Annotated in this window: 24 protein-coding genes; 10 read left to right on the top strand and 14 right to left on the bottom strand. The window is 68.9% G+C overall.

Features of this window, described 5'->3' with window-relative positions:
* Positions 1-28: 28 nt before the first annotated feature.
* The 5 genes from F790_RS0112535 to F790_RS0112515 form a co-directional block, all read right to left on the bottom strand.
* On the bottom strand, positions 29-1,573 hold the full coding sequence (locus tag F790_RS0112535; protein ID WP_019591879.1) for a glycosyltransferase family 39 protein: 1,545 nt from the start codon (positions 1,571-1,573) through the stop codon (positions 29-31).
* Positions 1,570-2,331 carry an SDR family oxidoreductase gene (locus F790_RS0112530; protein WP_019569903.1) on the bottom strand — a complete coding sequence of 254 codons (762 nt, stop codon included), beginning with the start codon at positions 2,329-2,331 and terminating at the stop codon, positions 1,570-1,572. The genes F790_RS0112535 and F790_RS0112530 overlap by 4 nt, the downstream gene beginning before the upstream one ends.
* Entirely contained in the window at positions 2,328-3,623 is a 1,296-nt protein-coding gene (locus tag F790_RS0112525; protein ID WP_019591878.1) for an FAD-binding oxidoreductase, read from the bottom strand. The genes F790_RS0112530 and F790_RS0112525 overlap by 4 nt, the downstream gene beginning before the upstream one ends.
* Before the next feature lie 177 nt (positions 3,624-3,800).
* Positions 3,801-4,778, bottom strand: a complete 978-nt coding sequence (locus tag F790_RS0112520; protein ID WP_019591877.1) for a lysylphosphatidylglycerol synthase transmembrane domain-containing protein — start codon at positions 4,776-4,778, stop codon at positions 3,801-3,803.
* On the bottom strand, positions 4,775-5,710 hold the full coding sequence (locus F790_RS0112515; protein WP_019591876.1) for a UbiA prenyltransferase family protein: 936 nt from the start codon (positions 5,708-5,710) through the stop codon (positions 4,775-4,777). Before F790_RS0112515 ends, F790_RS0112520 begins: the two co-directional genes overlap by 4 nt.
* Before the next feature lie 166 nt (positions 5,711-5,876).
* On the opposite strand from F790_RS0112515, the gene F790_RS0112510 reads away from it, so the two are divergent.
* From F790_RS0112510 to F790_RS0112500, 3 genes are all read left to right on the top strand, one after another.
* Positions 5,877-6,380 (top strand): hypothetical protein, encoded by a 504-nt coding sequence (locus tag F790_RS0112510; protein WP_018870472.1) that lies wholly within the window; start codon positions 5,877-5,879, stop codon positions 6,378-6,380.
* Position 6,381: 1 nt separating this feature from the next.
* The gene (locus F790_RS0112505) at positions 6,382-7,275 is read left to right on the top strand and encodes a DMT family transporter (RefSeq protein WP_019591875.1); all 894 of its coding nucleotides are present in this window, start codon (positions 6,382-6,384) and stop codon (positions 7,273-7,275) included.
* A 143-nt stretch (positions 7,276-7,418) separates the two neighbouring features.
* Positions 7,419-7,772: a DUF4870 domain-containing protein gene (locus tag F790_RS0112500; protein WP_019569908.1), complete on the top strand. Its 354-nt coding sequence runs from the start codon at positions 7,419-7,421 to the stop codon at positions 7,770-7,772.
* 29 nt (positions 7,773-7,801) lie between these two features.
* On the opposite strand, the gene fdxA is transcribed toward F790_RS0112500, so the two are convergent.
* Both fdxA and mutS read right to left on the bottom strand, forming a co-directional pair.
* On the bottom strand, positions 7,802-8,125 hold the full coding sequence (gene fdxA / locus F790_RS0112495) for a ferredoxin FdxA (protein WP_018870469.1): 324 nt from the start codon (positions 8,123-8,125) through the stop codon (positions 7,802-7,804).
* 117 nt (positions 8,126-8,242) lie between these two features.
* On the bottom strand, positions 8,243-10,897 hold the full coding sequence (gene mutS, locus F790_RS0112490; RefSeq protein WP_019591874.1) for a DNA mismatch repair protein MutS: 2,655 nt from the start codon (positions 10,895-10,897) through the stop codon (positions 8,243-8,245).
* 177 nt (positions 10,898-11,074) lie between these two features.
* Here mutS and F790_RS0112485 point away from each other — a divergent pair, with 177 nt between their 5' ends.
* A complete protein-coding gene (locus tag F790_RS0112485) occupies positions 11,075-12,280 on the top strand; it encodes a hypothetical protein (protein WP_019591873.1) in 1,206 nt (401 codons plus the stop codon).
* 69 nt (positions 12,281-12,349) lie between these two features.
* Here the strand turns inward: F790_RS0112485 and F790_RS0112480 are convergent, their stop codons facing one another.
* Positions 12,350-13,087, bottom strand: coding sequence for a hypothetical protein (locus tag F790_RS0112480; RefSeq protein ID WP_019591872.1), 738 nt, complete (start codon positions 13,085-13,087; stop codon positions 12,350-12,352).
* A 128-nt stretch (positions 13,088-13,215) separates the two neighbouring features.
* Here F790_RS0112480 and F790_RS0112475 point away from each other — a divergent pair, with 128 nt between their 5' ends.
* Positions 13,216-13,542, top strand: a complete 327-nt coding sequence (locus tag F790_RS0112475) for a PilZ domain-containing protein (protein ID WP_019591871.1) — start codon at positions 13,216-13,218, stop codon at positions 13,540-13,542.
* Positions 13,539-14,048 (top strand): CinA family protein, encoded by a 510-nt coding sequence (locus F790_RS0112470; protein ID WP_019591870.1) that lies wholly within the window; start codon positions 13,539-13,541, stop codon positions 14,046-14,048. The genes F790_RS0112475 and F790_RS0112470 overlap by 4 nt, the downstream gene beginning before the upstream one ends.
* A 38-nt stretch (positions 14,049-14,086) precedes the next feature.
* Here F790_RS0112470 and F790_RS14345 read toward each other — a convergent pair whose 3' ends face one another.
* Positions 14,087-14,263, bottom strand: a complete 177-nt coding sequence (locus tag F790_RS14345; protein ID WP_018870463.1) for a PLDc N-terminal domain-containing protein — start codon at positions 14,261-14,263, stop codon at positions 14,087-14,089.
* A 134-nt stretch (positions 14,264-14,397) separates the two neighbouring features.
* Between F790_RS14345 and F790_RS14560 the strand changes: the two genes are divergently transcribed.
* The 3 genes from F790_RS14560 (at position 14,398) to F790_RS0112450 (ending at position 16,519) form a co-directional block, all read left to right on the top strand.
* Entirely contained in the window at positions 14,398-14,628 is a 231-nt protein-coding gene (locus F790_RS14560; protein ID WP_156002720.1) for a hypothetical protein, read from the top strand.
* Positions 14,629-14,731: 103 nt separating this feature from the next.
* Positions 14,732-15,178 carry a YaiI/YqxD family protein gene (locus F790_RS0112455; RefSeq protein ID WP_019591868.1) on the top strand — a complete coding sequence of 149 codons (447 nt, stop codon included), beginning with the start codon at positions 14,732-14,734 and terminating at the stop codon, positions 15,176-15,178.
* Positions 15,179-15,295: 117 nt separating this feature from the next.
* Positions 15,296-16,519 (top strand): hypothetical protein, encoded by a 1,224-nt coding sequence (locus F790_RS0112450; RefSeq protein ID WP_019591867.1) that lies wholly within the window; start codon positions 15,296-15,298, stop codon positions 16,517-16,519.
* 53 nt (positions 16,520-16,572) lie between these two features.
* On the opposite strand, the gene cysZ is transcribed toward F790_RS0112450, so the two are convergent.
* The 4 genes from cysZ to F790_RS0112430 are packed head-to-tail and all read right to left on the bottom strand — an operon-like array spanning position 16,573 to position 21,880.
* Entirely contained in the window at positions 16,573-17,283 is a 711-nt protein-coding gene (gene cysZ / locus F790_RS0112445) for a sulfate transporter CysZ (RefSeq protein WP_019591866.1), read from the bottom strand.
* Positions 17,280-20,381 (bottom strand): EAL domain-containing protein, encoded by a 3,102-nt coding sequence (locus F790_RS0112440; protein ID WP_019591865.1) that lies wholly within the window; start codon positions 20,379-20,381, stop codon positions 17,280-17,282. Before F790_RS0112440 ends, cysZ begins: the two co-directional genes overlap by 4 nt.
* Positions 20,378-21,259, bottom strand: coding sequence for a PhnD/SsuA/transferrin family substrate-binding protein (locus tag F790_RS0112435; RefSeq protein WP_019591864.1), 882 nt, complete (start codon positions 21,257-21,259; stop codon positions 20,378-20,380). The genes F790_RS0112440 and F790_RS0112435 overlap by 4 nt, the downstream gene beginning before the upstream one ends.
* A 15-nt stretch (positions 21,260-21,274) precedes the next feature.
* Positions 21,275-21,880 (bottom strand): bifunctional 2-polyprenyl-6-hydroxyphenol methylase/3-demethylubiquinol 3-O-methyltransferase UbiG, encoded by a 606-nt coding sequence (locus F790_RS0112430; protein WP_019591863.1) that lies wholly within the window; start codon positions 21,878-21,880, stop codon positions 21,275-21,277.
* 131 nt (positions 21,881-22,011) lie between these two features.
* On the opposite strand from F790_RS0112430, the gene F790_RS0112425 reads away from it, so the two are divergent.
* A complete protein-coding gene (locus F790_RS0112425; protein ID WP_019591862.1) occupies positions 22,012-23,709 on the top strand; it encodes a DUF6498-containing protein in 1,698 nt (565 codons plus the stop codon).
* Between the two features lie 228 nt (positions 23,710-23,937).
* Here F790_RS0112425 and F790_RS0112420 read toward each other — a convergent pair.
* A protein-coding gene (locus F790_RS0112420; RefSeq protein WP_369773037.1) for an IS3 family transposase occupies positions 23,938-25,199 on the bottom strand; the annotation gives its coding sequence in 2 pieces (ribosomal slippage) (positions 23,938-24,894 and positions 24,897-25,199; 1,260 coding nt in all).
* Positions 25,200-25,299 lie beyond the last annotated feature (100 nt).

The raw sequence follows: 25,299 nt of genomic DNA, 5'->3' as shown, positions 1-25,299 counted from the left end.
AGCCAAAAAAGGATGGCCGGGTGGGGAGCTAGTGGTTCGCGGAAGTTGCGTAGCGCTCGCGGAAGGCGCAGCGGCCTTCGGGGAGCCAGGCGGGGATGTCGTAGTAGCGTTCGCGGACCGGGCGCAGGACGTCCTCGTGGTAGGCGGCGTAGTCGAAGCCGTGGCCTTCGGCGACCTGCCAGGGGATGCCGCCGGCCTCGCCGGTGCGGATCTCGACGCGGTCGAAGAACGGTGCCAGTTCTTCGCGGTCGACCTCGCCACGGCGGGGGATGAACACGAAGTTCTCGCCGTCGAGGGCACGGAAATCGGTGATCAGGTCGTCCTGGCGGCCGTAGTGCGAGCTTTCGCCGAAGACCCCGAAGTAGTGCCTGGAGTAATGGCTCAGCAAGGCCGAGCGCGAGTAGCTGCGGGTGAAGAAATGCCAGTCTGCGTCGGACCGGTCCGCGTCGGCGTGGGGCTCGGTCAGCGCGGCGACCTCCTCGGGCGCGAGGTAGAACACGGCGCTTGCGTGGTCGCCGTGGCCGCGCAGCCAGTCCACCGGCAGGGTGGCGATGGCCAGCAGCAACAGCGCGTGCAGCAGGGCCAGCAGGCCGGACAGCCAGACCGAGATCCGCAGGGCGCGGGTGGTGAGGAACAGCGCGGGCACCAGCAGCAGCGGGGCGAACACCGCCAGCCAGTGCAGCCCGATGCCGGCGAACGGCGACAGCAAGGCGAACAGGCCCAGCGGGATGAGCCCGGCGGAGACGAACACCCCGAGGCGGTGTTCGCGCACGCCCTGCACCACGGCCCGGCGCTGGCGTGCGAGGAACCACAGCAGCCAGGGCGTGAACAGGTACACCAGCAGGGCGGCATAGGTCAGGGCGCCGCCGAAGTCGAAGCCGTCCCCGCCGTGGCGGTTCACCACGTTGAACATCACGTTGTACCAGCAGTTGTCCCAGTTCCAGTACAGGTTGAGGGCCACCGCCGGCAGCACGCCGAGGATGATCAGCAGCAGGCCGCGCCAGTGCCCGCGGGCGAACAGCACGATGTGCAGGCCGATGGCCACGCCCAGCAGCACGGCGAAGTATTTCGACAGGAACGCCAGCCCCAGCGCGACCCCGCCGAGGAAGAAGGCCAGCGCCGCCACGCCCGGGCGCGGTTCCCGCAGCGCGTACCACACCAGGCCGGTGGCCAGCAGGCCGAACAGGATCAGCGGGGTGTCGGTGGCCACCAGCACGGCGATGAACAGCAGCGGCATGAACAGTGCCAGCAGCGAGACCAGGCGCGCCCGCACCGGGTCGTGCCGGTGCCACAGGGCGAGGATCAGCAGCGCCGGGGCCACGGACACCAGGATGCCGGGGATGCGGATCACCAGCGGGTGTTCGGACACTGCGGTGACCGCGCTCAGCCACCAGCCGATCATCGGCGGGTGGTCGTAGTAGCCGAGATCCGGGTGGGCGGCCCAGATCAGGAAATAGGCCTCGTCGCCGGTGATCGGCAGCAGCGCGGCGATCAGCGCCTTCAGCGCGATCACCGCGAGCAGTACCGCCGGGTAGTGGCGGGCGGGCCAGGGTGCGTCGGCGGGCAGGCTCACAGCCGCAGATGCCGGAACAGCGGGTCGGGGATGGCGCGGATGATCGTCATGATCACCCGCCAGAACCACGGCAGATAGGCCACCGCGCGGCCCCGGCGCAGCGCGCGCAGGATGCCGCGGGCCACGGTGTCGGGCGAGGCCCAGAGCGGTCCCGAGCGGTCGAAGCCCTCGGTCATCGGGGTGCTTACGAAGCCCGGCTTGAGGGTGACCACGTCGACGCCGGCCGGCGCCAGGCGGTGGCGCAGGCCCTGAAGATAGGTGGCCAGCATGCCCTTGGCGGTGCCGTAGACGTAGTTGCTCTGGCGGCCGCGGTCGCCGGCGACCGAGCCGATGGCGCCGATCACGCCATGGCCCTGCGCCTCGAAGTCGGGGGCGATGCGGGTGAGCAGGGCGACGGCGCTGGTGCCGTTGATGCGCAGCGCCTCCTGGGTGGCCTCCACCGAGTCGTGGCAGGTGGCGGGATCGGGCAGGCTGCCCCAGGCCAGCAGCGCGGCATCCACCTCGCCCAGGTGTTCGCGGGCGGCGGTCCAGGCGTTCTCGTGGGTGGCCGGGTCGGCGGGATCGGCGGCCAGGCCGCGGATGCGCTCGCCCGCCGGGTCGTCGCCGCGCACCCGCAGGTCGGCCAGCAGGCTTTCCAGCCGTTCGGCATTGCGCGCCACGCAGAACAGGTGCGCGCCATCGGCGGCCAGGCGGCGGGCGACGGCGGTGGCGATGGCGGAGGTCGCTCCGAAGATCACGACGTGGTTGAGCGGATTCATGCGGTCACCCGGCGCCAGAAGCTGGAGGAGAATTGAGGGTCGGTCAACTTAGCGAACTCGATCCATTCAGGAAACCCGGCACGGAACATCGCGCCGGACATGCGCGCGTCCTTGGCCGGGTACAGCGCCCCGTGCGCCTCGCGCACCACACGATCCAGTCGCTCGAACAGCGCATGGGTCGCCGCCCCGCGATCGGGGAAATCCAGCGCCAGGGTGGTGCCCGGGCGCGGGAACGACAGCATCCCGGCCGGCGACTGGCGGCCGAAGGTCTTGAGCACCGCGAGGAACGAGCCCTGGCCGCTGCGCGCGATCTGGCGCAGCAGCTCGGCGACGGCGTCGCGCGCGGTGCGTTCGGGGAGCACGCACTGGTACTGGTAGAAGCCCCGGCGGCCGTAGATGCGGTTCCAGTCGCGGATCCCGTCCAGCGGGAACAGCCAGCCGCGATGATGCGCCGGATGCGGACTGCGGCGCAGCGGCTGGCGGAAATACAGCTCGTTGAACGCGCGCAGGCCGGGGCCGTTGATCAGCGAGAACGGCGGGTCCACCGGCACCCGCCGCCGGGATTCGCGGAAGCGGGCGCGCGGGGGAGGGGTGACCGCGTGGCGCCCGGCGGAATAGATCCCGCGTCCGGCGGGCTGGCGGTGCCCGTCGGCCAGGCAGTCGATCCAGGCCACGGTGTAGGGCCATTCGCGGCGCGCGCGGGCATCCAGGGCCCAGAAATCGTCCAGGCTGTGAAAGCGTTCCGACCATACCGACATCCAGGCCGAGGACACCGGCACGAGCTGCAGGGTCACGGTCTCGATCAACCCGGTCAGACCCAGCCCGCCGATGGTGGCGGCGAACCAGCGCGGATTGTGGTCGGGGCTGACCTCGACGCGGCCGGCATCGCTGCGGTGCAGGGTCAGGCGCTTTACGTGCGCACCGAAGCTGCCGGCGACGTGATGGTTCTTGCCGTGTACGTCGTTGGCCACCGCGCCGCCCAGGGTCACGAAGCGGGTCCCGGGGACCACCGGCGGGAACCAGCCGCGCGGCACGCTCAGTTCCAGCAGTTCGTCCAGCGTGACCCCGGCCTCGGCGGTGAGGATGCCGGTCGCGGGGTCGAACTCGACGAAGCGGTCCAGCCCGCGGGTATGCAGCAGGTGGCCGCCGGCGTTGAGGCAGCAGTCGCCGTAGGAACGCCCCATGCCGTGGGCCAGCAGCGGCCCGTCCGGCAGCCGGTCCGGGCGGAACGCCGGCGCGCTGTGCGCGGCGTGTTCCACCCGGGGAATCCGGTTCCAGCCGCTGGTCGTCATGCCGGTCTCCCGGTGCCCTTTCCGTCCTCGTCATTGCGAGGCCCCGCAGGGGCCGTGGCAATCGCCGAGGGCCGCCCGGGATTCGGATCGTGCCGCTGGGTCGCGAGATTGCTTCGCTGCGCTCGCAATGACGGGGTGATGGGTGACGTGGTGTTGTGCGGGTCGGGCATGGAACGCCTACGCATGGTGCTCGTCCGGGAGTTCGCGGCCACGGGCTTCGGGGTTGGTGCTCAGCGCGATCAGGCCCAGCAGCACCGCGAACCACAGGGTGGTCAGGCGGATCAGCGTGGTGGCCGCCACCGCGTCCGCCGCCGGCATGTCGTGCAGCAGGAGCAGGCCGATCATCACCGCCTCGGTGCCGCCCAGCCCGCCGGGCAGGAAGCTCAGCGCCCCGGCCAGCATGGCGAGGGCGAACACGAAGGCGGCGAACGCGAATCCGGCCTCGAAGCCCATCGCGTTGAGGATCCACCAGAAGGCCAGCGCCTCGGCGCTCCAGGCCACCACACTCAGGACGGTGGCGCCGGCGAGCAGGCCCGGTGCGTGGCAGCGCCGCGCCTGCAGCAGGATGGTGGCGGCGTGATGCAGGCCGCGCCACAGCCGCCGGCCGGGGCGGTCCGCGTGGCGTTGCAGGGCCTCCAGCGGTCGGCGTTGCGACAGCACCAGCAGGCCGGCGGCGACGGCTGCCACGCCGGCCAGGATCAGCGAGGTCCCCTGAGCCACCAGCGTGAGCCCCAGCAGCGACAGCAGTACCACCGCCACCAGATCCGACAGCCGTTCGCTGACGAACGCCGCGAAGCTGTCCGGATAGGGGACACCCCGGCGCTTGAGCAGCACCCCGCGCAGGGCCTCGCCGGCCTTGCCCGGGGTGGTGGTCAGGGCAAAGCCGGCGAGGTAGATGTGCAGGCTGGCGGGCGCGGCGATGCGATGCGCCAGCGCCCGCAGGTACAGCTGCCAGCGGGCGAACCGCAGGCTGTAGTTGACCAGCGACAGCGACAGGGCCAGCAGCAGGCCGAACGGGCCGACCTGCACCAGTGCGTGCCAGACCTCTTCCGCACCGGCCCAGATGGCGATGCCCAGATACGCCGCGGCGGCCACGATCACCGACAGGATCAGCCCGCGCAGGCGCCAGCCGGTCAGGACCGGCTTCCCGCTCACGACAGCACCGCGAGGGTCACGCCCAGCCAGGCCACCACCGTCACCAGCAGATGGGCATCGGTGAACAGGTCGCGCGAGGTGTCGCCGCCGCGCCCGCGGAAATGCAGCAGGTACAGGTAGCGGAAGATCCCGTAGATCACGAACGGCAGGGTATAGATCAGCTCATCGGTGCCGTGCAGGGCGATGACCTCCGGGCTGACGGTGTACAGCCCATAGGCGATCACCGTGCAGGCCGCGCTGATGGCGATGAACTGGTCCAGCAGCGCGGTGGAATAGTCGTCGAGCACGCGCCGGGTGTCGCCCCGCGTGTCGCCCCGCGTGTCGCCCCGGCTGTCGTCCCGGGATTCGGGGGCGGGGTCCGCGGGAGCCGGGCCGGCGGTCACGGCGGTTTCCGCCAGCTCCGAGCGGCGCTTGGCGAAGCCCAGGAACAGGGTCAGCATCAGGCCGCACAGCAGCAGCCACTGCGAGGGTTCGATGCCCAGCCCCAGGGTTCCGGCCAGGATGCGCAGCATGAAACCGCCGGCGATGCTGAACACATCCAGGATGACGACATGCTTGAGCGCCAGCGAATAGGCGATGTTCAGCACCAGATAGCCCGCCAGCAGCCCGGTGACCCAGGCGCTGACCAGCAGGCCCAGGGCCAGCGCGAGCACCACCAGCACGCCCAGGATGATCCGCGCGGCCGGGATGCCGATGGCCCCGCTGGCCAGCGGGCGCCGACACTTGGTCGGGTGCCGGCGGTCGGCTTCGACGTCGAGGATGTCGTTGAGCACGTACACCGCGCTTGCCATCGCGCAGAAGGCGAGGAACGCGAGCGTGGCCGCCAGCAGGGTCTCGCCCTCCCAGGCATGCGCGAACACCGGTCCGAGGAACACGAACCCGTTCTTGATGTACTGGTGCGGACGCAGCAGTTTGAAAATCGGCTGGAGCATCGGTGCGTGCGGAAAGGCCGGCGGAACGGGCTGGCAGTGTAGGCAAATGCGCCGTCCGGTGCACCCGCGAAGATGGGCACGTGCCCGGTTTCGCAGTGTGCGCGGGTGCGATCGGTTACCATCCGGGACGTTTCTCCGATCAATCCGCTGTCACCGGGAGTCTGTCATGCAAGCACTGTCCGTCCTGAAGAAAACCGTCGTCCTGTCCGCCGGCCTGGGTCTGCTGCTGGCCGCCGCGCCGGCGGCCGCCGATCTGTCCGAGGGCGACGCCTTCCCCGACGTCACCCTCAACGACCAGCACGGGGAGCCGCTGGAGCTGCCCGGCGATGCGCGCGTGGTGCTGATGACCGTGGAGATGGCCCCGGCCGACATCACCAATGATGTCCTCGGGGACATGGGGCCCGAGGCGATCGAGGAGGCCGGCATCCGCTACGTAGCCGATACCCACGGCATGCCGCCGTTCGTGCTGGAGAACGTGGTCATGCCGCGCATGCAGGAGCGTCCCTATCGCACCGGTGTGACCGAGGGACCCGATGACATGGGCTTCATGCCGCATCAGCGCGATCACGTGAGCGTGGTGTTCCTGGATGGCGAGGGAACGGTGACCGGCACCGGCGCGGCCGCCAGCGAGGCCGCCCTGCGGCAGATGCTGGAGGGCGCCGGCGACTGAAATGGCCTTCCTGCTGGGCCTGCTGACCGCGCTGGGCTACGGCGCGGGGGATTTTCTCGGCGGCCTGGCCTCGCGGCGGGTTTCGGCGCTGGTGGTGGCCTGCTACTCGCAGTTGCTGGTCACCGCGCCGTTGCTGGTGCTGGCATTGCTGGTGGCGGGGTTGCCCGGGGAAGCGGCCCTGTTGTGGGGCGGCGGCTCCGGCGTGGCGATGGCGCTGGGCCTGCTGGCCTACTACCGCGGACTGGCCGAAGGCTACATGGGGCTGGTCGCGGCGGTGACCGGGGTGCTCTCGGCGCTGGTGCCGCTGGCGGCGGGGCTGGCCCTTGGCGAACGCCCGGGATGGTTGTCGCTGGCCGGGATCGTGGCCATCGTGGTGGCGATCGCGCTGGTGTCGGGCGGGGCCCGGGAGGCCAGTCCGCGTGACCCGGACGCGCCGGTGCGGGGGGCGGATGGCCTCGGTCACTGCGGGCCGCATCCGCTGCTGGGGGTGTTCGACGGCGTGCTTGCCGGGGTCGCCTTCGGCCTGGTGTTCGTGTTCCTTGACCAGGCCAGCGAAGGGTCGGCCCTGTGGCCGGTGGTCATGGCCGGCGGCGTGGGCGGGCTGGTGCTGCTGGGCGTGATGCTGCTGCATCGCCCCGAGCGACACATGGCCCGCAGCACGCTGGTGCTGGTCGCGCTGGCGGGCCTGCTGCAGGGGCTCGCCACCCTGGCCTTCGTGGTGGCCGTGCGCATCGGACTGTTGTCGGTGATCGCGGTGGCCGGGGCCCTGTCGCCGGCACCCACCGCACTTCTGGCGCGGTTCTTTCAGGCCGAGCGCATGAGCCGCCTGCAGCTGGCCGGGTTCGGCTTCGCGCTGGCCGGCATCGTGCTGATCGTGCTGGGCGGGGCGGGGTGAGCCGGGAAGGCATGGGGGCTTCGGCAAGCGCCGTATTCGCGTGCAAGCACGCTCCCACCAAGCGCGCTCCCACAATCAGGCACCGGGATGACCCGCAGGAGCGCGCTCGCGCGAGAATGCAGCAATCGTAGAAGGAGAGAGGCATGGAAACGGAACTGGCGAATGAACCCCGCACCGACCGCACGTTCGTGACGATCATCTACGTGCTGTATTTCGTCGGCTTCTTCATCGCCATCACGGCCCTGGTCGGGGTGATCATGGCGCACGTGAAGCGCAGCGATGCGGATGCGATCAGCGAGACCCACCTGCAGTATCAGATCCGGACTTTCTGGATCGGTCTGCTGATGGCCGTGCTGGCGACCCTGACCGCGGCGATCGGGATCGGGCTGATCATCGGGCTGCTGTTCCTGGTGTGGGTGCTGGTGCGGTGCATCAAGGGCGTGATCCGCAACAGCGATGACCGGGCCATCGAGGACCCGGCCACCTGGCTCTGGTAAGCCCCGCAGTGCGGGGCCCGGGCGGGGTCTCAGCGCTCCAGGTACTGCAGCTTGCCCTCGACGCCGTCCCATTCTTCCGCGTCTTCCGGCGGGTCCTTGCGCGCGGTGATCACCGGCCAGGTGCGCGCCAGTTCGGCATTGAGCTCGATCATGTGCACCTGATCCTCGGGCACGTCATCCTCGGGGACGATCGCCTCGGCCGGGCACTCCGGCTCGCACAGGGTGCAGTCGATGCATTCGTCGGGGTCGATGGTGAGGAAGTTGGGCCCCTCGTGGAAGCAGTCCACCGGGCAGACTTCGACGCAATCGGTGTACTTGCACCGGATGCAGTTCTCCAGAACGATGAAAGCCATTGCGCTTCTCCATTGGTCGTGTTGCGACGCCACGGCTCCTGTGTGCCGTCGCTCGGTCCGTTCGGCGTATTGTAACCGCTCCTCCCGAGCGGCCGGGAATCCCGGCTGCCGCGGCTGTTATTCCGCGACTCCCCGTTCCAGCGTGTCCTTGAGCCGGTAGAGCGCGTCCAGCGCCTCGCGCGGGGTCAGGCCGTCCGGATCGAGTTCCGCCAGGGCCCGCGCGACGTCCCGCGCCGGCTCGGGTACTTCGGGTGCCGGCGGGGCGGGTTCTTCCGGCGCCGCGGGTGCGGGCGGCTCCGGCGGGAACAGCCCCAGCTGGGGCGAGTCGCTGTCCCGGGCACGGCTTTCCAGATCGGCCAGATGGGTGCGGGCGCGCTGCAGCACGTCGGCTGGCACCCCCGCCAGCGAGGCCACCTGCAGCCCGTAGCTCTGGTTGGCCGGCCCCTCGCGGACCTGATGCAGGAACACGATGTCGTGGCCGTGTTCCACCGCGTCGGTGTGGATGTTGGCCACCGCCGGTTCGCGTTCGGCCAGCGCGGTCAGCTCGAAGTAGTGCGTGGCGAACAGGGTCAGCGCGCGGTTCTCCCGCGCCAGGCGTTCGGCACAGGCCAGCGCCAGCGCCAGGCCGTCGAAGGTGGAGGTGCCGCGCCCGATCTCGTCCATCAGCACCAGGCTGCGTTCGCCGGCGTTGTGCAGGATGCTGGCGGCCTCGGTCATCTCCACCATGAAGGTCGAGCGCCCGGAGGTCAGGTCGTCGGAGGCGCCGATGCGGGTGAAGATGCGGTCCACCGGCCCGATGCGGGCCACGTCCGCGGGCACGAAACTGCCCATGCAGGCCAGCAGCACGATCAGCGCGGTCTGGCGCATGTAGGTGGACTTGCCCCCCATGTTGGGCCCGGTGATGACCAGCAGCCGGCGGCTCTCGGGATCCAGTCGGGTGTCGTTGGCCACGAACGGGGTGTCCAGGGTGGCCTCCACCACCGGGTGGCGACCCTGCTCGATGTGGACGCCGGTCTCGGGCACCAGTTCGGGGCGGCTCCAGTCGAGCCGTCGGGCGCGTTCGGCGAGGGTGGCCAGCACGTCCAGCCGGGCCACCGCGTCGGCGATCGCCCGCAGGCGGTCGGCGCGCCCCTGCAGGCCGGCGAGCAGGTCGTCGAACAGCTGGCGTTCGCGCGCCAGGGCCTGTTCCCGTGCGGACAGGATCTCGTCCTCGAAGCGCTTGAGTTCCTCGGTGGTGTAGCGCTCGGCGTTCTTCAGGGTCTGGCGGCGCATGAAGCGCCCGGGCAGCTCCTCCGAGCGCGAGCGGCCCACCTCGATGTAGTAGCCGTGCACCCGGTTGTAGGCGACCTTGAGCGTGGCGATGCCGGTGGCCTCGCGTTCGCGTGTCTCCAGATCGCGCAGGAAGCCGTCGGCGTTATGCTCCAGGTCGCGCAGGCGGTCGAGTTCGGGATCGAAGCCGGGGCGGATCAGGCCGCCGTCGGTGACCCGGATCGGCGGTTCGTCGACCAGCGCGCGGACCAGGGTTTCGCTCAGTTCCGTCTCCGGCGCGAGTTCGTCGCGCAAGGCGGCGAGGGTGTCGGCCTCGTCTGCGGCGGGCTGCAGTGCCGCGTGCAGGCCGGGCAGGCGTTCCAGCGCCGCCTGCAGCGCGACCAGATCGCGTGGCCGTGCGGAGCCCAGGCTGATGCGCGAGACGATGCGTTCGACGTCGGCCATGCCGGTCAGGGCCTCGCGCAGGCCTTGTTCGGCTGCGTGGTCCAGCAGCGTGGCGATGCCCTGCTGGCGTTCCCGCAGCAGGGCGCGGTCGGCCAGTGGCTGGTGCAGCCACTGCGACAGCAGCCGGGCGCCCATGGGGGTGCGGCTGGTGTCCAGCAGGTCGAACAGCGAGCCGCGGCGCTCCCCGCTCAGGGTGCGGGTCAGCTCCAGGTTGCGCCGGGTCGCCGGGTCCAGCATCAGCATCTGGCCGCGGTGTTCGCGCCCGAGCCCGGTGATATGGGCAAGGTTGCCGCGATGCTGCGCCTGCACGTAGGCCAGCAGCGCGCCCGCGGCGGCCAGGCCCAGCACCAGGTCGTCGCAGCCGAAGCCGGCCAGGTCGGTGGTGCCGAAATGCCGGGTCAGGGTGCGCTGCGCGGAGATCGCGTCGAAATGCCAGTCGGCATGATGCCGCGGGGCCCAGGCCTCGATCCCGGGGATCGCCGGGGCCGGGTCGGGGACCAGGCATTCCACCGGGTCGAGACGCGCCAGTTCGGCCTCCAGTTCGGTCGCGTCGGCGACCTCCAGCACCCGGAAACGGCCGCTGGCGAATTCCAGGCTGGCGATGCCGTAGCCTTCGTTGCGGCCGCGCACGGCGGCGCTGGCGGCCGGACACACGGCGACCATGCGATTGACCTGGCGGGCCTCCAGCAGGGCGTCCTCGGTGACCGTGCCCGGGGTCACGATGCGCACGACCTCGCGCTGTACCGGGCCCTTGTTCTCGCCCACCTGTCCGGTCTGCTCGCAGATCGCCGCACTCTCGCCCAGCTTCAGCAGCCGCGCGAGGTAGCTCTCCAGGGTGTGCACCGGGATCCCGGCCATCGGGATCGGCTCGCCGGCCGACTCGCCGCGGCGGGTGAGGGTGATGTCCAGCAGCCCGGCGGCGCGCTCGGCGTCGTCGTAGAACAGCTCGTAGAAATCCCCCATGCGGTAGAGCAGCAGGGTCTGCGGGTACTCCGCCTTGATCCGCAGGTATTGCTGCATCATGGGGGTATGTTTTGACAGGGCGTCCGCGTCGCTCACTGGCCGTTCCTGCTGTTCGGGGGCGTCGGTGGCCGGATTGTAACGGGTCCGGTGGGGGGTGCGGGGGGTTATGTGACGCAATCGCCGGAATGTCCGGGGGCCGCGGGACTTCCCTTGCTCAAGAATTAGAGAGTTCTTATATTAGGAAACACTAAATAACAGGAAAGGAGAGCCCGCATGATTCGGAAGAACCTCGGGGAAGAATACAGCCCGATGTATTTCCTGGGCGCACTGGGGGCCGGTGGCACGGCCGTTACGTTTTTCATGTTCCTGATGTTCATGACGCCCTATGACACCCCGATCCCCACATACGAGGCCATGATGGCGCTGATGGCGGGCGAGGGCCCGCTGATCGCCGTGCTGGTGGGTGCGGCCATGGCCGGCATCCTGTTCTTCGTGGCGCTGCATCTGCGCCTGCTGGTGTGGAATATCCGCGAATACCGGCAGTTTCGCCGGACCGAGGCCTTCACCCGGCTGCGCCGTTCCAACCAGGAAGTGGCCCTGATGGCGATCCCGCTGACCCTGGCCATGACCATCAACGCCGGCTTCATCGTCGGCGCGGTGTTCGTGCCGGGGCTGTGGAACGTGGTCGAGTACCTGTTCCCGCTGGCCATGCTGGCCTTCCTGGCGGTTGGCGCCTTCGCGCTGGTGATCTATTCGCGCTTCCTGGCACGGCTGTTCACCGAGGGGGATTTCGATTTCACCGGCAACAACAACCTGAGCCAGCTGCTGGCGGTGTTCGCGTTCGCGATGATCGCCGTGGGTCTCGCGGCGCCGGGGGCGATGAGCGAGAATCTGGCAATCAACGCCGCGGGGATCTTCTTCTCGCTGACGTTTGCCGCGCTGGCGCTGGTGCTGGGGCTGGTGATGTTCGTGCTGGGCTTCAAGTCGACGCTGCGCTACGGCATCGCGGAGGCGGCCAGCCCGAGCCTGTGGATTGCGATCCCGATCCTGACCCTGCTGGGCATTGCCTTCATCCGTCATCAGATGGGGCTGCACCACGGGTTTGGCGCTCCGCTGAACGAGGCGATGCTGTTCGTGTTCACCTCGCTGGTGCTGGGCGCTCAGCTGGTGTTCGGCCTGATCGGCTACGTGGTGATGAAGAAGCTGGGCTACTTCCGTGACTACATCCACGGCGAGAAGAAGAGCCCGGTCAGCTACGCGCTGATCTGCCCGGGGGTGGCCCTGGTGGTCTTCTCCTGGTTCTTCATCAATCTGGGACTTGTGTCCAACGGGGTCGTCGAGCCGTTCAGCGTGGCGTATTTCGCCCTGCTGGCCCCGGTGGTCTACCTGCAGGTGGTGACGATCGCCACGCTGTTCCGGCTGAACCGCAAGCTGCTGCGGGCGGAACCGGCGACCGAGGGCGCCTCCCAGCAGTCGTGATCGCGCCACTGGTTCGGTGCCAGACGGGCGGTGTCCGGGGGTTCCCGGACACCGCCTTTTTTTGTCCGGTCAGGCGGTGGCGGCGGGGCGTTCTTCGCGGCCCTCGCGCGACCCGGTGTAGCGCCAGGCCTTGCGGAAGGTGGTGCGCAGGGGCGATTCGAGATGCGCGCGGGCGCGTGCCGGCGCGATGCCGTGGTCGCGGCAGAACAGGGCCAGGGCCCAGGCGAGTTCGTCGCGGCCGAGGTCGGCGTCGCGATCGGCCGACGGGCCCTTGCACGCCCCGCAGCCGTTGACCCGCACGCGGAACGCGGTGTTGGCCAGAAAGATGCCGAAGCCCATGCGCGTGGCCACCAGCTCGGCAATGGCGTCGGCATTGCGCTCGGCGGCCGGGGCGGGTTCGCGGATGCCCTCCACCCACCAGGCCGCCAGTTCCTGCGCGAAGGTGCCGACCAGGGCCTGACGATTCCCGATCAGCTGCGGGTCGTAATGGAAGATCCGCTCGCCACCGGCGCTGGCCGCGCCCAGCGCGGTGACCGGCTGCGGTGCCAGTCCTCCGGGTTCGGCCAGGCGGGCCGCGCGCTGCTCCAGGCCCGCATGCCGGCGGACGCTGGCGAACACCTGCTCGGCCATGCCGTGCGGGCTGTCCGCCTCGCCCGGGAAGTGTTCACGGATGGGCTGCACCAGGGTCGGCGGGTCGAAGGGCCGGTCGGCGGCGGGCTGACGGTCCACCCACGCAAACACCGCGCGGATCCACTCGCGGGTGTCGACATCAAGGACCGGATCGGGCTGGAACAGGCGTGCAAGCATGGCGGGCGCGTTTCTGGAGGTGGTTGATCCATGGTATGCCATTCCGTCCCGTCGCGGCAGCCCCTGCTGCAAGCGCACCGGAATGTGTCAGACTCGGAGTCCGAATCCCCAGGGGCAAGGATGGAGACATGTTTGGCGAGGAGGACCGGCGACGGGATCGTCGCATCCCCGTGGGCGTGACCGGGGAGGTGTACTGGACCGGTTCGGGGCAGACCACGCGGGTGGAAATCCATGACCTGGCCGCCGGCGGCTGTGCGCTGATGACCGGCTTCGAGGTGGATGCCGGGGTGGGGGTGATGGTGACGGTGCCGAGCCCCGATCCGCGCATCGAGAACCTGCAGCGGCGGGGTCGGGTGCTGCGCTGTGACAGCGCGGATCCCGACCGCGAGGGCCGGCGCCGATGGCGCCTCGCGGTGGCCTTTGAAGAAGAACCCACGAGAGACGCGACACCATGACCGAATTGCGCAAGGCGGATGTCACCGGGCTGTCGGCCCTGGTCTATGACCTGGGGGAGCGGATGACCGCGCGCGGGCTGATCATGGCCACGGTGGAATCCTGCACCGGGGGCGGGATTGCCCAGGCACTGACCGATGTGCCCGGCAGTTCGGCCTGGTTCGAGTGTGGCTGGGTGACCTACAGCAACGCAGCCAAGACCCGCCTGGTGGGCGTGGACCCGGCGTTGCTGGAGGCCCATGGCGCCGTGAGCGAAGAGGTGGCGGCCGCGATGGCCACGGGCGGCCTGACGCACAGCGGCGCCGACCTGTCCCTGTCGGTCACCGGCGTCGCCGGGCCGGGCGGCGGTTCGCCGGACAAGCCGGTGGGCATGGTGTGCTTCGGGTGGCAGGCGCGCGACGGAGCCGTGCGCACCGAGACGCGGCACTTCGCCGGCGAGCGCCACGAGGTGCGTCGCCAGGCCATGTTGCACGCCCTGGCCTCGCTGCTGGAGCACGAACTGGGCTGAAGCACGCGCCCGGCGAGCGGACCGCGGTGCGCGGAGGCCTACTTCGGTCCGAGCAGCAGCCAGGCGATCAGCCCCAGCAGGGGCAGGAACAGCAGGATCAGGATCCACAGGACCTTCACCACCGGGCCGGCGGGACTCTGTGCGGTCCGGACAATCGCCCAGATGATGATCAGCAGCCAGACAAGGCCCAGAATGCCGGTGATTTCAATGCCCATGCGGTGCTCCGGTAGCGGCGTGAATCGCGTCGAACGCACGGATATCACGTGCAGGGCCGGAACACCAGCCCGCCGGGGCGATGGTCTATACATCAAAGGTACTGAAGGGCGCTGGCGGCACGGGAGATATGGTGATGCAGAAGATTCCGGCAACGTCGGGTTCGGGTGCTCCCCCGGATCCGGGCACTCCGACGGGGCGAGCGGAAGAGTGCGACAGCGAGACCGGCGACGAGGGCACGCCGACGGCCGCCGCCCGGAGTCCGAGCATGCACGAAGGCGTGGAGTTCTGGTGCGACTGCTGCTCCTGCGAGGCCGAACCCTACTGGCTTGCGGTGGCCGCGGACCTGGGAATCGATCCGGACTGAGCCGTCCGAACTGCCGAGAGGGAACCATGATAAAGGGGTCAGTGACCGACCGAGGGTCCCGCGTGCCCGTCCGTCGGATGTCGGGGCAGGCGGGGGCATCGGCATGAAGATCTGGGTGGACGCGGACGCCTGTCCGGCGGTCATCAAAGAGATCCTGTTCCGGGCCGCGAAGCGCACCGGGGTGGCGATGACCCTGGTGGCCAATCAGCCGGTGCGCACGCCGCCGTCGAAACTGATCGACTCGATCCGGGTGAGCAGTGGCTTCGACGTGGCGGATAACGAGATCGTGCGGCGGCTCGAGGCGGGTGATCTGGTGATCACCGCGGATATCCCGCTGGCGGCCGAGGTGATCGAAAAGGGCGGCGAGGCGCTCAACCCGCGGGGCGAGCTCTATACCCGCGACAATATCCGCGAGCGCCTGAGCATGCGCGACTTCATGGACACCCTGCGCTCCAGCGGGGTCGACACCGGCGGGCCGGCGGCACTGGGCCCGCGCGACCGTCAGGCCTTCGGCAATGCCCTGGACCGCTGGCTGGCGCGTAACTCCTAGGGCAGTGCCAGCTGGGTGTATGGTCCGTGTTCGTCGATCCTGTCGTCGTCGAACTCGAAGGGCGGTCCGGGCGTATTCGTTCCAGTGCAGAACCAGCCGAGTATTGGAGGGCATGCGATGAAGTGGCAAGTACTGGCGGTGTTCGCGGGCCTGGCGCTGGTCTGCGCCCCGGTGGCGGCCTCGGACCGCGAGGGTCCGGCGGAGCTCGACGGGGTCGCTGTCGAGGAGGTGGTGGAGGAGGATGACGGCGAGGAGGACGCGCTGTCGTTCGACCAGCGTCGGGCGGTGGAATTGCTGGGCGAAGCGAGCCGGCACTTCGACGAGCTGACCGAGCTGCCGGAAAGCCGCTGGCTGCGGCGCGATCAGCAGAGCGCCCGGGAGGACATCGACGACCTGATCGATGACGCGCTGGAGGTCATGGACGTGCCCGAGATCGTGTCCATGCGTCGCCAGTACCGGGAGCTGGAAGACCGGATCATGACCGAACAGGAACGTCGGGCCGATCTGCGCGAGGAGCGGATGTTCGCGCCGGATACGGATGCCAGCACGCTCGCTCGGTTCACGCCCACCGAGACCCTGCGCGAGATGACCGCCCGCACCCGGGGTGACTTCGACCGCCTGATCGAGGCACGCGAGCGCAACATCGCCGCCTACGAGGAGGAACTGGAGGCGCTCAAGGGCGAGATGGCCACGGCGCTGGAAGGCGTGGGGCTGTCCATGCCGCCGGACCAGCTGGAACTGTGGATGAGCTCGGCGATCGGCGACGACGTGGTGTCCATGGCGGTGGTGTTCCGCAGCATCCGCACGCTGACGCAGCGTCTCGAGGAGCTCACCCGCGAGAGCGGGGAAAATCTCAACGTGGCCGGTCGTTACTACGGCATGGTGGTGATCCTGCATCGGCTGGTGGTGACCATGCAGGGGCGTTTTGTCGAACGGGTGGACGAGGAGATCGTCCCGCGCCTGGAGGCCTACCGCGAAGAGGCCGACGAGATCATCGCCGAGTCGCGGGAACTGATCCGCGAGGGCGGGCACCGCGACAGCCTGGAGTCCAATATCGCGGCCAACGAGCTGACCCGCCAGGCGATCGACCTGTACCTGGAGGTGGTGACCGGCCAGCGCGACCAGGTGGCCGAGGCACTGGAGATCAGCCGCTACGAGAAGCAGGTGGCGGTCAACACCTACCGCACCGTGCAGCTCAGTGCCAACGTGGCGGATCTGATCCGTGATGGCCTGGACACCTTCGAGACCCTGTCCGAGCTGCAGGTCCCGGAGACCGCGGAATTCCGCAACGACAAGATCCGCGAGGAATTCCGCCGTCTGACCGACCGGCTGGAACGATGAATGGCAGGAAGACCTCCCCGACGCGCAACGCGTCCTGACCCTGTCCCGTCCTCTCAGCCTCGCGGCTGATGGTGTACCCACAGGTGGGTGGCGCCGATCACCGCCGCCGGGACCAGCAGCAGGTTGACCACCGGCACCATCGCCAGGACCGTCGTGCCGGCGCCGAACGCGAGGGTCTCTGGACGGCGCCGGCCCAGGCCCTTGCGGATCTCGGCAAAGGTGAACCCGTCGTTGGCCTGCGCCGGCTCCTGGAACTCCACCGCGAGGACCCAGCTGCCGAACACGAACCAGGCGAGCGAGGCCAGCAGGTTGAGGCCGGGTATCACGGTAATCAGCAGCACCGGGATGAACAGCAGCGCGTAGTAGCCGAACTTGCGCAGGGCGGTGGCCGTGGCGTGGCCCATCTCCCCCGCCAGCGAGCGCGCGGGCTGGCGTGGTTCGTGGCCGAGGCCCCGGGCGGCGCGGTAGGCCAGCGGTCCCGAGAACGGACTGGCGATGATCGCGGCCAGGGCCACCGCGGAGACCCCGAAGCCTACCAGCAGGGTCAGCACGAACAGTGGCCAGAGCAGCCAGGCGAGCCAGTCCCAGCCGGCCGGCAGCCAGGTGTCCAGCAGGATCTCGAAGCCGAATCCGGCGGCGACACCGACCCCGATGATGACCCCGATGTTGATCAGCAGCGGACCGATGACGAGGCCGCGCAGGCCCGGGTCGAACACGCGCGCCAGCCCGCGAAACGGCGCGAGGAACGCGAACAGGGCGTTCATCCCGCCTGCCACTGGGCCAGCCATCGGGGAATCTCTGCGGCGGGCATCGGGCGTGCGATGCCGTAGCCCTGGACGACCTCGCAGCCGAGTTCCCGCAGGCGCTCGCCCTGCTCGGGGGTTTCCATGCCTTCGGCGATGATCTGGCGCTGGAACACCTGGGCGAGCTGTATGATGCCTTCCAGCAGGGCGAGGTCGTCGGGGTCCTCGAGCATGTCGCCGACAAAGCTGCGGTCGATCTTGACCACCTGTACCGGGATGCGCTTGAGGTAGGAAAGCGACGAGTAGCCGGTGCCGAAGTCGTCCAGCGAGAACTGCACGCCCAGCTTGGCGCAGCGTTCGATCACGCGCGAGACGTGGGCGAGGCTGGCGAGGGCGCTGGATTCGAGGATTTCCAGTTCCAGGCTGTTGGCGGGCAGATCGGGGAAATGTCCGAGCAGCCCGGCGATCTGCTCGGCGAAGTCCGGCTCCTGCAGGTGCAGCGCGGGGACGTTCACGCTGACCGGCAGGTGGATGCCGCCTGCCTGCCAGGCACTGACCTGCGCGAGGGCCTGTTCCATCACCCAGCGGCTGACATCCACTTCCAGCGGCTGTTCCAGCAGGTCGTCGAGGAAGGCGCCCGGGGGCAGCAGTCCGCGTTCGGGATGTTGCCAGCGGATCAGGGCCTCCGCGCCGATGACCTCGCGGGTACGCAGGTTCACCTTGGGCTGGTAGAACAGCACGAACTCCTCGCGTTCCAGCGCGAGCTTCAGCCGTTCGAGGGTCTCGTGGCGATCGCGCAGGCGACGATCCCCGGCGGCGTCGAAGAAGTACGGCCGGTTCTTGCCCTGCAGCTTGGCCTGGTAAAGGGCCTGGTCGGCCTGACGCAGCAACTGTTCGCCGTCCACGTCCTCGTCGGCCTGCGGATAGGTGGTCACGCCGATGCTGGAATTGCAGCTCAGGTTCTGCCCGTCGATCGGGATCGGCCGCTGCAGCGTGCGCAGCAGCTCGTCGATCAGGGCGCGGCACTGCTCGTCGCTGTCCAGATTGACCAGGACCAGGACGAATTCGTCGCCGGCCAGCCGGGCCACGGTGTCGCCCTCGCGGCGACCGGCCTCCAGCCGCCGGGCGAGTTCCAGCAGCATCCGGTCACCGGCCGCGTGTCCCCACTGCTCGTTGATGTCCTTGAAGTCGTCCAGGTCCAGGTACGCCACGCACACCCGGCGGCTTTCGCGCGTGGCGAGCTGCATGGCCTGGCGCACACGGTCGAGCAGCAGGACGCGGTTCGGGAGTTCGGTCAGCGGGTCGTAATGCGCGAGGAATTCGAGCCTCTCCTGGTATTCCCGGCGTTCGGTGATGTCGGAGAACAGGCCCACGTAGTGCAGCAGCTCTCCGTGTTCGTCGCGTACCGCGCTGATGGTGCCCAGCTGCAGGTAGAGCTCGCCGTTCTTGCGCCGGTTCCACAGTTCGCCGTGCCAGTAGTCGTTTTCCCGCAGGTCCTGCCACATCCGGCGATAGAACGCTGCGTCCTGGCGTCCGGAACCGAGGATCGACGGGTTGTGACCCTCGACCTCTTCCGGTGTGTACCCGGTCAGCCGGGTGAAGGCCTCGTTGACCATCAGGATCCGGGACTGCGGGTCGGTGATGATGATCGCCTCGTTGGCGCTGGTGAACACGCTGGCGGCGAGTTTCTGGCGTTCCCGCGCCCGCTTGTGTTCGCTGATGTCGCGGAACCGGGTGACCGCGCCGGTCCGGACCCCTTCCTGGTACAGCGGCCGGCTGGAGACCTCCACCGGGATCAGGCGGCCATCCTGATGGCGGAAGGTTTCCTCGCCCTCGAAAACCTGCCCCGTGGTCACGCGCTGGCGGATGGGGCAGTCGCGCTCATCGGGGTACAGGTTGCCCGCGTGACGATGGAACTGGGTGTGGGCGTCCTTGCCCAGCAGGTCCTCCGGCCGATAGCCCAGGATCTCGCTGGCCGCGGGGTTGATGAAGGTGATGCGGCCCGCCTCATCCTGGGCGTACAGGCCCTCGGCCATGGTGTTGGTGATGGCCTGCTGGTAGGCGCGCTGGTTGCGCAGACGTTCACGGGAAGTCACCAGCCGCAGCAGCAGGAGCAGGGCCAGGCCGATCAGCAGCGTGGCGCCCAGCGCGGCGGCGGCGAATTCGCGCCGGAACACGCCAGTCAGCGGGTCCGGGGTGTAGGCGACCACATAGGCCACGCGGTCCCCGGCCGGATCGGTGATCGGCAGCAGATTGGCCGCCCAGGTCGCGCCCTCCAGCCCGACGGAGAGCACCCCTCGCGCCCCCGCATCGATCGCCTCGGCGGTGCGCGGGTCATCGGCCAGCTGCTGGCTGATCGCACGGATCTCTTCCGACGGCGGCCGGGGCGAGTCGGGAAACACCAGACTGGTGTCCTCGATGACGTAATCCGGGTGCAGGCAGGAGGTCTCGTACAGCGAGAGGAAACCCGGCGGCACCTTGTCCTCCACTGCGTCGCGCCGCAGGATCAGCTGGAACTCCCGGGTTTCGTCCAGCTCGTTCATCATCTCGCGGACGTAGCGAAACGGGATGCTGAACTCCACGCTGCCGACGAATTCGTCCCCGTCGTGCAGCGGATAGACATAGCGAAAACCGGACAGCGAGCGCCCGGTCTCGAACCCGGCCGCCGGTTCGCGGGTGCGGTGAACTTCGCGGATCAGTGGTCGCGTCGCGTACAGATCATCACCGAGGTATTCCGGCGAGAAAAAGCGCAGAAAGCTGATTCCCTCGGCGGTGTGGAAATGCAGTTGCCGCAGTTCGCCTTCGCGCAGGCGGTCATAGGTTGGCCACAGGGTGCGATACAGCCGCCCGCGCAGGCGGGCGCGCTCCGCCTCGTCCTCGGCCTGCTGGCCCGCGCGCAGCAGTTCCACGACCTCGGTGCGATTGACTGCCTCGCGGAAGTACGCCTGCGCGGCGAGGTCAAAACTGTTGACCGCGGCCTGGTAGGCGGTGTCGAGCGTCGCGGTCTGGCGCTGTTCGTGCATGCCGGCCTTGTCCTGCCAGTTCAGATACAAAAACAGCAGGACGAGCACCCAGGCCGCCGCGGCCAGCAGCCAGATGATACGACGGTCCAGGGTCATGGTGCGGGGGCCGTCAGGTCGGGGAGCCCGAGCTCGGGAATCGCGACCTCGCCGTGCAGCCGCCGTACCGCCGCGTAATCCTCATCGTCGACCGCCTGCGCGCCGTAGCGCAGGCTTTCGCCCCATTCGGCCATGCGTTCGGCGTCCTCGTCCGATTCTGCGGGCCGCAGACGAACCAGCGCCTCGCGCAGTTCCTGCAGCCGTGCGTCGCTGACGGTATCGCGATTGGCGACCAGAGCGAAGCCGGGCAGCGGTTCGCTCTCGGCCACCGTCACCAGGCCCAGGTGCGCATAATTGCGCGCGATGTGGGTCTTCAGCCCGCCGGCCAGGGCCTCGCCGCGCACCACGGCGAGGGCCACGTCGTCGTGGTGGCCGAGGTAGCGGTAGTCGGTGGCCGCGAGCCGGGTGCCGCCGTCGCGCAGCAGGTGCGCGGTGGCCAGATAGCCGCAGGTGGACAGGGGCTGGGTCAGTGCCACCGGCTGGTCGGTCAGATCGTCGAGCGGGCGGCGCTCGTCGGCGAACATCACCACCGAGCAGGTGTACTGCGCCTCACCTCCGGGTTCGCGGAAGGCCACCACCGGTGTGGCCTCGGGGTAGCGGGCGCGCAGCGAGACATAGGGCAGGGGACCCAGATAGGCCAGGTCCACCGTGCCGTTGTGGAAACGTTCGAGGATCTCGTCGTAGTCCGTGGCGTAGCGGATCTCGAAATCGACCTCCAGTTCCTGGCTCAGGTACTCGAGCATCGGCTGCGTCTCGCGCATCACCGTTTCCGGATCCTGCATCGGCAGCGGGGCAAACCGCAGGGTTCCGGCGAAGGCCAGACCGGGCAGCAGCCCGCACACCAGAAGCGGGATCCGGAAAAGTCGTGCGTTCAGCATGGACACAGGCTAACACTACTTCGGCGATGCGACGGCCAGGCAGGCGGCGCGTGCCCCGTGGCGTTGGATCACGGTCCATTCCTCGATGTACAGACCGGCGGCATCCAGCTGGGCGCGGAAGTCTTCCTCGTAGGTGACGCGGCCGAAGTCGATGCTGGTAAGCCTGCGCAGGGCGGGCTTGAGCCGCTCCAGCACCGGCGATCGGCGCTGCTGGATGGTCTGGGTGAAGTAGATCCGCCCGCCCGGGCGCAGCAGGCCGATGCAGTGGCGCAGGGCCCCGACCGGGTCGGGCAGTAGCATGAAACTCCCGGAGAAATACACCGCGTCGCAGGGCTCGCCGTTGTGGTCGTACACCGACCGCCAATGCACCGTGACCCGGTCGGACAGCGCCGCTGCCGCGACCTGCCGGCGGGCACGGTCGATGTAGTCGGCGTCGATGTCGATGCCGGTCACGGTGAGGTCCTTCTGCCTGACGGTGTCCGTATTGGCCAGCAGCGCGCCGGCGGTGCCGATGCCGACGTCCAGCAGGTACGCGCCCGGCGGCAGACGCTCGAGGACCGCGGCGTACCAGCGCGCGGTCATGCGCAGGATCAGGCTGTCGTAGACCAGGCTGCGGAACATGCGGGCAGGATACCGGATCGGTCGTGGCGGCGCGGCCCCCTGCATATGGAGGGGTTGCCGGGGCGGGGGACCGTTTAAGCTCCCGGGCGACGGGCCATGACGGCCCGCGAACTTCCTGCCGGAGTGCTTGCATGCGTGATCGGGTACTGGTGACTTCCCTTCTGCTGGTCGCCGTGAACGGCCTTCCACTGGCCGGCGTGGTGTTCTTTGACTGGACGGTCTACGAGGTCCTGCTGCTGTTCTGGGCAGAGAACCTGGTGATCGGCCTGTTCACCGTGACCCGGTTCGTGACCCTCGCACGCCGCAAGGGCGAGAACCGCGCATGGTTCATGGCGCCGTTCTTCCTGTTCCATTACGGCATGTTCACCATGGTCCACGGCATTTTCGTGGTGACGATGTTCCGGCCCGATGACCATGCTGCGTCCGACTTCGGCCTGATGATCCCGTTTCTGGCGCTGCTGCTGAGCCACGGCACGTCCTATGTGCTGAACTTCATCGGCCGGCGCGAGTACGAGAGCGTGACCGCCAACGAGGTGATGGTCGCGCCGTACAAGCGGATCGTCGTCCTGCATGTCACCATCCTCGCCGGCGGCGGACTGGTTACGTATCTGGGGTCGCCCATGGCGGCGCTGGCCCTGCTGGTGGTGCTCAAGACCGCGATCGACGTGTTCACGCATGTGCGCGAGCACCGCAGAAAGCGTGCCGCCGAACGCCGCGAGCGCGAGACCGGCCGCGCCGACAGCCACGTGTTCCGCCTGTGGGAGAGCCCGGCCGCGGCGACGGAAACCGCCGCGCGCCCGGCCACCGCCGATCCCGATGATCTGGTCGCGGAGCTGCGCCCCCAGCTGCAGGAGCTGGAACAGACCCGCCGCTCACTGCGACGGGGCGCCATCCTGCGCCTGATCGCGATCGTTCTGGTGCTGCTGGTGGGCGTGAACGGCGCGATCTATCTGCTGGGTGGGGGCCTCGATGAAGGACTGGAGGCCGTGCAGCCGTTTCTGGCTTTCGCCAGCACCGCCGCGGTGATGGTGCTGTTCGTCCTGAGCTTTGCCCTGTTTCGCCGGGCGCAGCAGAAATGGGAAAGCGAGGCCTGTACGGTACTGGTCCCCCGGGTTGCCGAGGCGACCGGCCGGGGGCTGGATTACCGCATCGACGTCAACGCTCGGGAATGGGTGCAACCGTGGGTGACCCTGGGTCTGATCCGGCACTGGAATTCGGGCGGGGCGCAGCATCGGTTCTCGGGGGGTCGCCAGGGTCTGCAGTTCGAGGCGGTTCACGCCGATCTCAAGTACCGCAGTGGCGGGAAGAACAGCAGTACGGAACAGGTCTTCAGCGGGTTGCTGTTCCGCGTGCGCACCGATGGCGACGTCAACCCGGGGGTGGCGGTAAACCCCAACTCCTCCGTGCTGGCGCGTGCGCTGAGCGGGCAGACGGTCCCCACCGGGGACGAACGCTTTGATGAGGCCTTCCTGGTGGGGCCGGAGGAGGGGGCCAGTGTCGATGCCGGACACGTGCGCGCGACCCTGCCCCGGGAGCTGCGCGAGGCCCTGCTGACCCTGCGCGAAGTGGATGACAAGGTGATCGCAGTCAGCGTCGGGCTCAAGTACGACGCGCTTTATCTGGCCCTCTGGCTGAGCGAGGAACGCCGCGTGCTGGGCCCGTTGCGGGTCATGCAGGGTGCGCGGTTCCTGGACGTGGGCCATGTGATGAGCGGGCAGTCGCGGCTGGACTCGGGCGTGCGCGCGATGCTCGCCGACATGGAGCTGATCGACCGCGTGCTTGCGCATCTGCAACCGGCACTGCAGGGCACGGGACCTCGCTCCGCCTGACGCCCGTTTTTCCTTCCCCCGTTCCCCAAGCACCCCGAAACCCTGCACCGCAATGGTTCAGGGCGCGGGGTGTTGCCCCCTGATGTCGCAGCGTGGCGCCGGGTCTTTGAAGACGCGGGGCCCTCTTGTGATTTAAGTTTCATTTTTCCGGGACATTAAATCCGTCACGACAATCAGAATATTCCGGCTTGTACCGCACCCGGATGCCTGGACACTCCGTAAGCATGATCATGCCGCCACCGGCATAGTTTCAAGGTAGTCGGCACGGACCTGCGCCGGCGACCGGAACCCATGGCGCTCCAGCAGCCAACCTTGGTTATATTGCTCTTTCCAGCGCTGCAGGGCCTCGTTGAGCTCCGCCACGTTGCGGGCCCCATGGCACCAGAGCAGCTGCTCCTTGAGGGTGCGGAAGAACCTCTCGATGACGCCGTTGCCCTCCGGGGCGTAGACGAACGCCGGCGAGGACTCGAGGCCGAGGAAGCGCAACTCCTGCTGGAAGACATCGCTCAGGTATTGGCTGCCATGGTCGTGGCGCAGGGCCAAGCCGGCAGCGATACCCTGGTGAAATCCCCCGAAGATCCTTCGCACTGCCTGGCGCAGCGGCTCCAGCGCCTCGAAGCGGGTCCCAGGGCGGGCCGCGTGGATCCCCAGGCACTCGGCGTTGTAGTGGTCCACGACGGCGAAGACCGTCACCTGCCCGCACTCCGGCAGGAACGTCGCGGTGGCATCGGTCGCCCACATCCGGTTCGGCGCCTCCGTGATGATGGTGCCGTCGTGCACATCGGGGCCGAGGTTGCGCCGGGCCCGGTACGGGGCGAGCAGCCCGTGCTCGCGCATCACCCGCAGAACCCGCTTGCGGGAGGTGTAGATCCCTTGCAGCTGGCGCAGCCTGGCCCAGACCTTGCGGTGGCCCTCGCCGGTGAACTCGCTGCCCTCGATGACCGCCCGGATCTCCTGGTGCAGCTGCTCGTCGCTCAGCCTCGGCCGGGGACCCGGCCTCCGCTTGCGATGAGCCGGTGCAGCGCGCTGTGCGCCGCTGTGACGGCGGGCATAGAACGTCGAGCGGGGGATGCCCCATTCCTGACAGAGCCGGGCGACACCGAAGGGCCGGCGCTGAGAGACCGAGCACGCCCGGCTCATGAGCTCGATCTCCCCGGGGCCAAAGGGCGCCCCTCCTTGAGGCGACTGACCGCCTCGCGGGAGGCCTCCAGGTCCATGGTCAGCTCCCCGACCTTGGCCTGGAGCTCCCGGATCTGCTCATCGCGCGGATCGTGCGTGCTGCCGCCCTTGAGCCCGGCCTCGCCGGCGGCGAGGAAGTCCTCCCGCCACTGGCTGATCCGAGCCGCCGTGACCCCGTACTCCCGGCTCAGGGCCTCGAGGTCCTCCCCGCGCAGCAGGCGCAGGACCACCTCCGTCTTGCGCTTGGAGGAGAACCGGCCCTTATCCCGCTTGCCGTTGTTCTGGTTGCTCTTGGCCTTCTTGCTGCTCATCTGACACCTCCGTCTTGGTCCAGGTGGGGGCAGTCAAAGGCTCAGGGCGCCCTGACTATACCCCCGGGGGAGGTGTCCAGGCCAAACGGGGTGCGGAGGA

This window comes from Thioalkalivibrio sp. ALE20, assembly GCF_000381405.1.
Classification (GTDB): Bacteria; Pseudomonadota; Gammaproteobacteria; order Ectothiorhodospirales; family Ectothiorhodospiraceae; genus Thioalkalivibrio.
Note: the sequence above shows the minus strand (reverse complement) of the source record. Positions and strands in the feature narration are given on the sequence as shown.